This window comes from Bizionia gelidisalsuginis (assembly GCF_008086185.1).
Classification (GTDB): domain Bacteria; phylum Bacteroidota; class Bacteroidia; order Flavobacteriales; family Flavobacteriaceae; genus Bizionia; species Bizionia saleffrena.
The window spans coordinates 1-8,597 of the sequence record NZ_VSKN01000040.1; the positions used below are offsets into that span (position 1 = coordinate 1).

Here is an 8,597-nt window from a genome sequence, read left to right on the forward strand (position 1 = left end):
AGTATTACCTCGTAGAGGGAAGTCTTGAATAGTAACTTCTTTGTGAAAACCGTGGGCAATAAGGATTTTGGATTTCTCTTCTTTAGGAACCACATTGCGCTCTTCAAAATAAAGATGCATTACATCATCATTTTTAGTATTTTTATTAGATCGAAATGATTAATTAAAAATTCAGGAAGAATAAGTTTGAGTAATTCAAGATGATTGTCGACGTTTTTTTTTACAAAAAACGGAGTTTTATTTCAATTCACACACAACTTTTGAGAATGATCCATAATTTTCCATATTTATCGGATATGCTCTTCTTGTACTGCCTGGGAGGCTAGTTTCTAACATAAAATCTGGCGGTTATAATTTCCATTTTAGAGGAGCTTTTTCTAGCCATTAAATTTATACTTTTAGCCATATCCACAGAAAATTCTTAGACTATATGTTGTCATTCCATTGGTATCTTATTAAACACATTAATAAGATTATTCGCTTTAGAAGGGCCACTATGAGACCTTTCTTTCCGATGGTTTGTTTATTGGTTAAAATTGTGTAAAACGGACCGTCAGAGAGAGAGTTTTTATCTCAACTTGAATAGTTGCCTAGATTATTACTTAAAGTAACGATTTTGTACGGCTCTTTTCGGATCCTATCCTTAAAGTCTCTAAGATGGTTTATATATTAAAAATATAGCGTTGTGCTATTAATTTAAAAATAGTAGACAAACCGTTTAACGCTTCCACGTACGTATCAAGTGATGCTTTTTAAAAAGGATGCAGGCCAGTAGTTATTTTAGTACCTTCAGCTATTAAAGCGCACTCTTTTTATAATATTTACTGTATTTAAAAGCGTCCAAAATGTAAATCAGTATTTAATAATCTAAACAGGCTTCAATAATGCTGTGTAGTTTTTTCTGTAATGATAAAGAAAAATGATATTTAGAATTAACAAAACTAGCGCGCCATAAATTTTTTCAGGATCTAATGAAAGATGAAATAGTACAGCATTAATAGAAACACTCATTAAAATAAGTGCCATTATAGCACCAAATTTATTGAATAAAAAGGCTAAACCAGCTGTAACTTCTACTACACCTACTATGTGCATAGCGTATGTTGATAATAAGTTAGCGAAGTATGCATTGGCTTCCGGAGCCATTTCAGGGAACGGGATGTAATTGAAAAAGTGATCTAATCCAAAGAATATTAAAAATACACTGAAAATAACACGTAAAACTAAGAATAATTTAGGGTTCATAAAGGGATGGTTTTTTTACAAGATAACCCTATAAATTATAGGGCCTTTATAATAAAACATTTATTATTTTATAAGGTTTGGATATTTTCACTTATAAACTACAGTTTTTAGTACTGCAATTTCTTTGCAGACCATTGTCATAGTATGATTAAAATGATACTTGAGCACCTAATACAAAGCCTATGCTGTTGGCGTCCCTTTCACTGTGCGATATGCCTGGGGTAAAAGGTTCAAAGTCGTTACTTCCGCTTATAAAGTTTAATGGCGCATAACCTTCGGTTCGGAAAACCTCTAAAAATAATTTCGAAGATTTTTTTATAAGGCTAGCGAAACCTAATACCATTTGATTCTGGCGTTCCCAGGGAGCGCCCTTTGGTCCTGCTTTAAAGTTTGAAAACTCTCCTGAAAGCGTATATTTAATTTTGCTATTTTGATTGAGGTCGTATTTAGCCCCAAAATCTAATGCACTTACCTTAGAGGCTTCAAATACATCTAAGGGTGGCGTCGGGTTATGGGTGCCTTTCCATATTTTTGTAGTTTTTGCAAATCCCCCTTTAATGGTAAGACGGTCGTTTATAGTTACGGTTCCGTAATAGGTATATGCGGGATTATTGTCGTTGCAAGGCGAAAAATGAGTTACCGGAAAATCTTGACAATAAGCGCTGCCACGTAAATAAGATGCACCAATTAGGAGGTGAACTTTGTTTAAAATATTAAAGGCGTAATTTAAGTCGGCAACATAGTTATTAATCTTTGAGGGGGTTTTTGTATTGTTTCCAACGGGCGTATGCATAGCTCGAAACTGAGCCCCTCCTTGAACGGCCATTAATTTGGTGTGTAAACCACCTTTCTTATACCCAATCTGTGCGCCATACCCCAAACCAGCGAAAGCGTGCCAAGTCGTAGAGTTGGTAAACGGATTTACGCTTCCCATTTGGCCAAAAGGGGCATCCATTTTTCCTAAAGCGCCGTAGAGTGGAAACGTTTCCAAATTACCTATTACGACAAATCCTTTTCGTAATTGAAGCTGATTTCTCTCTAAAGACGTAATCGTTCCAGCACCAAATGCCTGCTGCGGATTATAGAGTATCTCTACATGTGTACTCAGCCAGCTGTTAATAGTAGCTGTAAGTGATAGTTGAAAGGAATGAATAACGGCCTCGCTAACTTCTTTTCCTATTTGATTGTTTGCTGTAGGATGCCTCATTAGATACCCGAATTTAGAGTCGGTGTTGGAATGTTGATAATCTAAAATAGAAATTAATGAGGTGCCGATAGTTAGACTATTATTCTTAATGGTGCCCCTTTTTCTTTCTTCAAGAAGGATATTAACTTTTCTCAGGTTTTGATTCTGATCAAGCATTTTGTACGAAAATTCAGAGTTAAATCCTATTGTTTTAATAGTCGTAGAATCATTTTGGGCGAAAGCGAAATTACTGATAAGGAATAAAATGGTTAGTTTTTTTAGCATCTGGTTTAATAATGTGTTGGTTTAGCAATAGTAAATATAGGGTAAAATACTTATTAATAATGGGTAGCGCTTGTTTATGGATTAACAAGGGAATGGTTTTATTAATGACTACTGACTGTATTTAGAAAACAGAATTAGCTATAGTTGGATGTTTGTTTATAGATAAAAGAGTTAATAGCCCAATCCGTTATTTTCCTAATTTAATTTATTTTAAGGAAACGGGTTCACCTTGATTTATAAAATATAAATAGGTTTATAGTGTAGTTATTTAAGGTATTGTGGGTTTTAAACTAACATTGTTATCAAACTAATTTTGAAATAGTTTTATAATTACATATCCTTATTTATTGTAAAAGCCTGAAGGTAAACGGGGTAGCGATACTCTAGTATATTTAAAATAAAACTGTATCACTCTTACTATCGCTATTTTTCGCAGGTTCTATTATTGCTCAGGATATCGTCTTAAAACTTGATGATGTTTACCTAAAAGAAATGGGTGTATATGCTATAGGTATAAGTCAAAATAACGGGGGAAGACTACGATATTACACGTAAATTATTAGAGGTTGAAGCTGTAATAACGATAAGCATATTTCTGAAAAAAAACACGTTTTGAGAATGATAATAAAATTATGGACGATTTTGGAAAGGAAACAAAATTTAGAAGTTTAGATTTTTGTAAACCCGACTTACTTTCTCTTTTAAAGAATAATAACGGAGATTTGCTCGCAACTTTTACATAATTACGGAACTAAAACATTGAACGAATGCGTTCAAATTTATTTTTACGTTTTTAATTAAATTCAAGCTCCATATAAATAGGTAAGTGATCTGAAATTTCTTGGGCGAGTTCTAGATTCTTACAATCTTTTACAAAATCTAGTTTTCCTGCTTTAATTATATTTATTCCAGAAGTAAAATAACCATTATCTATAGAATGATTAAGGTAATTGCCATTCTTACATTTTGTTTTTAAGGTAGTAGGTTGATTCTTTAAAGCACTATTAAAACCTTTACTATAAAATGGATCCCAAACCGTATGGTTTTCATTGATATTGAAATCGCCAACAATAAGAATACTGTTAGAGTTAAGGCGTTCTGGGTAATCTATAAAATGAATAATTTCTTCTTCTGGCTTGTCATAATGCTTTCGAGAATGATAATTTACTACGTAAAAAGGTTCTGATTCGCCTTTCGTTTTAAAAGTTGCTATAAAAGGTTCGCGATAACAGAGTTTCTCTAAACCTTTATCCAAATATGCTTTGCCCACCAACGTTACTCTCGAGGTTTTCCAAAGAAAAGCATAACGCTCGCTCATATAAACCGAAGGACTATTTGTAGGATCGCTAATTTGATAATCCCATTTGGAACCCATTCTATTTAGTGCGTCGGCAATTTTAGCAACCGCTTGTGCTCCGGCAGGATCTTTGGCTACAACTTCTTGTAGGGCTACAACATCAAAATCGCGTAATATATTAGCAATTTGGTTAATGTTTTCAGGTGTTTTAGATCGTCCTAAATCGCGAATGTTCCATGAGGCCACTTGTATTTTTTTTAAGTGGTTTGTTGAGACGCTAGTTTCAGATAGATTGGAGCTATATGTTAGAGGATTGTAGGCACCACTTTTTAAGGGTAAAGAAAATAGAGTAGAAAATAGTAGTAGAAATAAAATTTGTTTTTTAAACATAGTATATTAAATGTGATTACTCGTTGTTACTTCCTAAATAGTTATACTTTAAAAAATGATAAACTAAATCTTAAGTGGTCTTTAAAACTTGAAAGTGTTAGATGAAAAGAGCTTTAAGTATCTACTATGTGCTTGGTGAATAATAGATAGAGAAAGTAAATTTTTTAACGCATTAAAAGAAGAAAATAAGAGGGCAGAAAAATGAATCGCTGCCCTTTAGTACACTTATTTAAATTCAATAATTTCAGCCGAAATGGTTACGCTTATTCTTTTTTTAGTTTCAATTAAATCAACAGCGACATTAACAAGTGTTCTGCTCCCAATTAATTCTACGCCTGCTGCTCTAGCATTTTCTAGTAGTTTTGTTTTAGCTTGAGAAATAATACCTTCTTTATTTGTAATATTACCAGTTACTATTTTCTCTGTAGCAATGCCTTTAAAACTTCCAAGAACGTTAAAATTAGAACTTGATAATACCGTTTGTGTTTGGTTAATCTGGTTATAACCACCGTAGTTAAGACTTGATCGGCACGATGCAAATAAACTTACAATAGCTAAACTTAAAATAATTTTTTTCATTTAATAATTTTTAATAATTTGCCTACTTCACATTTTAAGTCTTATTCAGCTTATTCCGACTGTATTCTAGTATTTATTAGCTTCCTCGCAAACAGTTCTCCAAGGCAAAACACCTGGTAATCACCAATATTAGATCTGTAAAATTAGAATAATTGGTAAAGCTATCTATTTTAGGTTGTTTTAAAGGTGTTATTCTGGTTACTCTTATAATTTATTTAAATCCATAGCGATAATTGGATACTACTTTAAAATCAAATAATTTAATTCTTTTTACTGCCCTTGAAAATATTGATATCGAGAAAGCCTTTTAATTCGTTTTTTCATAGGGTTTTTATATACAATACGGCGTTAGATTTAGAAAAAGAAGAACACCCTGTACGCTTCCAATATTTATTTGAGGTTAAAAATAGAATAAACGCCCAACACGGCATTACTGTTATCCGTAAAACGAAATGTAAACCGCTTCGCTTCTCTCGTTTAAAATAGAAATAGGGTGTTGGTCTTTGGTTTTTAAGGAGATGGAAATTGTAGTAAGAGGGTTTTATCGTCAATACAAAATTGAAATTATAAAATAATAGTTGTGAACTGTGCGCTTAGTTAATTATAAGACCTGTTATAGTAGGCTATTATATTTTTAAAATAAGAAATATAACACCTATTTAGCTGCTTTACGGGAAACAGTAAGGGCGTTTGAAACGCTAAATTTATATTTGTAACCCCAAATGTTTTATAGAACTCGGGATTTATTTATCTAAAGTTACTATACGTAAGAAGTATTGAGTTGAGCACTAGTTGAATAGTTTTTTTTCGTGCTGATGTCGGCTTAGTTATCCATTTTAAGATATTGAGTAAATAAGAAGCAATAAATAATAGTTAGTATAAATTATTATTAAAAAACGATTTATTTTCTTAAAATGGAATACCGTACCGCTCCTTAAAACGCTGTGTGTTTAAGGAGCACTGTTCTTACTGTATTGTATAAATGACTTTAGATATTTTAAGCTTGTTAAGAAACCAATTATTGAGTTATGAAGTACAGTAAATACGCCTATTTTGGAGTTGTTTTTTTTATTATTATCAGTTCTGCAATAGCACTGAATACGACTATAGAATTTAAAAACAATATAATTTATAAAATCACCAGTGATCCTATAACGGTAGATTTTACATTCAGTAATAATAATACGTGTTCTGGAGAGAGTGTGGTGTTTACCTCAACGGTTTCAGATGACGGTTCCTTTACCTATTTATGGGATTTTGGAGATGGATCAACTTCTACTCAAGAAAATCCGAGTCACGACTTTCAAGCGACAGGTTGCGGAACAGAAGATTTTAATGTCACATTAACGGTAACAGACGATATTGATGATAATCAGCCTATAAGTCCTGTAAATCATGACGTAACTGTAAAGAGAACGCCGGTTGTTAATTTTATAGACGCCAACGCCGCCGTATTCAACACTCCTTTTTCAAATTGTAACGCTGCTACTATCGAATATGTCGTAGCGGTTGATCTTGACCCTGATTCAGATAATTGTATAACCTCATACTCCGTGAATTGGGGCGATGGGAACTCAGAGAATAGTGTGACATTTCCATTAACGCATTCTTATCAGAGTATCGGTTCATTTAATATGGTAATAAGTGCCATCGGTGATAATGGTTGCCAAGTGCAGAAAGAGTATTTAGTAAAAAATTCTAGTAATCCTGGGGGTGGAATAGTGAACCCAGGGAGTACAACTAATTTATGTCTGCCTATAAGTCCTTTGCAATTTGCTATAAGTGATTGGGGAACGAATCCTCCGGATACGGAATATGACATTGATTATGGGGATGGAATAGCTTTTTCTTTAACGCAAGGCGAATTAGAATCATCAATATATTATAATAGTTCCAATCCATCTGCATCAGCAAATTATCCAATTCCGCACACTTATACCGAATCTAATTGTCCTAGCACCCACTATACTATTCTCTTCGATATAGTTACGTCTTGTGGAGCTTCTAATTTTACGGTTGGCCCCATTACTATTTATCAAAAACCAGAAGTAAGTTTTATGGCACCCGAAGCGGGTTGTGTAAATTCAATTATACCAATAAATAATACTTCTGGGAATGGTTATAATGAAGATTGTTCTACTGGAGCCGAGTGGTTTTGGGATATGGGCGATGGAACAACATACACTGTTTTTGAGCCAGCACATTCTTATACTGATCCTGGAACTTATACCATTTCATTATATGCTGAAAACTATTGTGGTGATACTGCTCCGGTAACTCAAGAAATATGCATTGAAGGCCCAATAAATCCAGAATTCACAGTGGATAATAATGAAGGTTGTGCGCCATTTAGTACGATCTTTAATAACACAACTAATGTTAACGATCAATGTAGCGATTCAACTTTTAATTGGGTTATTCAGTATACGCCGGATTATTGTGGAACATCAAATGGAGCTACTTTTATTAACGGGACAACTATCAATTCTGAAATTGCAGAAATTCAATTTACAACCTCAGGAACTTACCAGGTTTCACTTGAAGGAACAAATCCCTGTGGAATCACCCTTAGTACGCCACAAGAAATTATTGTTAAAGCGCCTCCAGAAGTGGCTATTAGTCCTATAGAAAACTTTTGTGAAACAATCTCAATTATTAATCCAACAGCTACCGTTAATAGCTGTGGGCCAGATACAGCAACCTATATTTGGAGTTTAAATATAGGGGAGTCCCCTACCGACTGGGAGTTTGTAAATGGAACTAACGAAAATTCAGAATTTCCAGAAATTAGTTTTTATACACCTAATAATTATATATTAAGCCTTTCCGTTTCTGCAAGTTGTGGAACGACCACGGCTACCGAAACATTTGAAATCTTACCGGTACCAACGATTATCAATACAGTATTTGAGCAAACCTTGTGTTCAGAAACTTCAACTGAAGAGATTATATTTGAATCTAGTGATCCGAATACAAGTTATACATGGACTGGCTCATCGGGTTCGGATAATATATTGGGCGTTATTGCTTCAGGTAATTCCAATACTATACCATCACACACGCTTACATTAGATAGTGGTACTACAGGAACGGTGATATATACAGTAACACCTTTTATCGTTGACGAATGTCTTGGTGATTCTTTTCAGTTTACTATCACTGTTAACAAGGCTCCAGTTATAACGACACAACCTACAGACGGCGCGTATTGTATAAATGGTTCAGCCCAAGAGTTAACCTTTACGTTATCTGGTACTGCTATCGGTACTACAGGTTACCAATGGTATTATAATGATACTGGCAATAACGATCCAACCGATGCAAATAGTACTGCGGTAGCGAGTCCCGAAGGTCAAGAAGCCAATTACCAACCACCAACAGATAGTACGGGGACACTCTATTATTTTTGTGTGATTAGTTTTAGTGGCGCCGGAAGTTGTAATGAAATTACGACAGCGCCTGCAGCAATCGAAGTGGTTCCTAACGTAGAAATTAGTGGCGAATCGCCACTAAGCCAAACGCTATGTTCTGGTGCCACTCCAGAAGACTTAAGTTTTATAACCGATAGCGGAGGAACCGGTACCATTATTTACCAATGGTATGCTTCAGATGATA

General features: G+C 34.1%; 5 protein-coding genes. 1 reads left to right on the plus strand and 4 read right to left on the minus strand.

Going from position 1 to position 8,597, the window contains the following annotated elements:
• Positions 1 to 867: 867 nt before the first annotated feature.
• From ES677_RS14610 to ES677_RS14625, 4 genes are all read right to left on the minus strand, one after another.
• Entirely contained in the window at positions 868 to 1,245 is a 378-nt protein-coding gene (locus ES677_RS14610) for a DoxX family membrane protein (protein ID WP_148381643.1), read from the minus strand.
• A 148-nt stretch (positions 1,246 to 1,393) separates the two neighbouring features.
• On the minus strand, positions 1,394 to 2,716 hold the full coding sequence (locus ES677_RS14615) for a hypothetical protein (RefSeq protein ID WP_148381644.1): 1,323 nt from the start codon (positions 2,714 to 2,716) through the stop codon (positions 1,394 to 1,396).
• A gap of 793 nt (positions 2,717 to 3,509) precedes the next feature.
• On the minus strand, positions 3,510 to 4,403 hold the full coding sequence (locus ES677_RS14620) for an endonuclease/exonuclease/phosphatase family protein (RefSeq protein ID WP_148381645.1): 894 nt from the start codon (positions 4,401 to 4,403) through the stop codon (positions 3,510 to 3,512).
• Positions 4,404 to 4,628: 225 nt separating this feature from the next.
• Positions 4,629 to 4,982 carry a DUF6567 family protein gene (locus ES677_RS14625; protein WP_148371013.1) on the minus strand — a complete coding sequence of 118 codons (354 nt, stop codon included), beginning with the start codon at positions 4,980 to 4,982 and terminating at the stop codon, positions 4,629 to 4,631.
• A 1,028-nt stretch (positions 4,983 to 6,010) separates the two neighbouring features.
• Here ES677_RS14625 and ES677_RS14630 point away from each other — a divergent pair.
• On the plus strand, positions 6,011 to 8,597 hold a 2,587-nt coding region (locus ES677_RS14630; protein WP_148381646.1), incomplete at its 3' end, for a PKD domain-containing protein.

Coding starts and splice junctions, on each gene's coding strand:
- ES677_RS14610 (WP_148381643.1), bottom strand. CDS start 1,245: ATGAACCCTAAATTATTCTTAGTTTTACGTGTTATTTTCAGTGTATTT.
- ES677_RS14615 (WP_148381644.1), bottom strand. CDS start 2,716: ATGCTAAAAAAACTAACCATTTTATTCCTTATCAGTAATTTCGCTTTC.
- ES677_RS14620 (WP_148381645.1), bottom strand. CDS start 4,403: ATGTTTAAAAAACAAATTTTATTTCTACTACTATTTTCTACTCTATTT.
- ES677_RS14625 (WP_148371013.1), bottom strand. CDS start 4,982: ATGAAAAAAATTATTTTAAGTTTAGCTATTGTAAGTTTATTTGCATCG.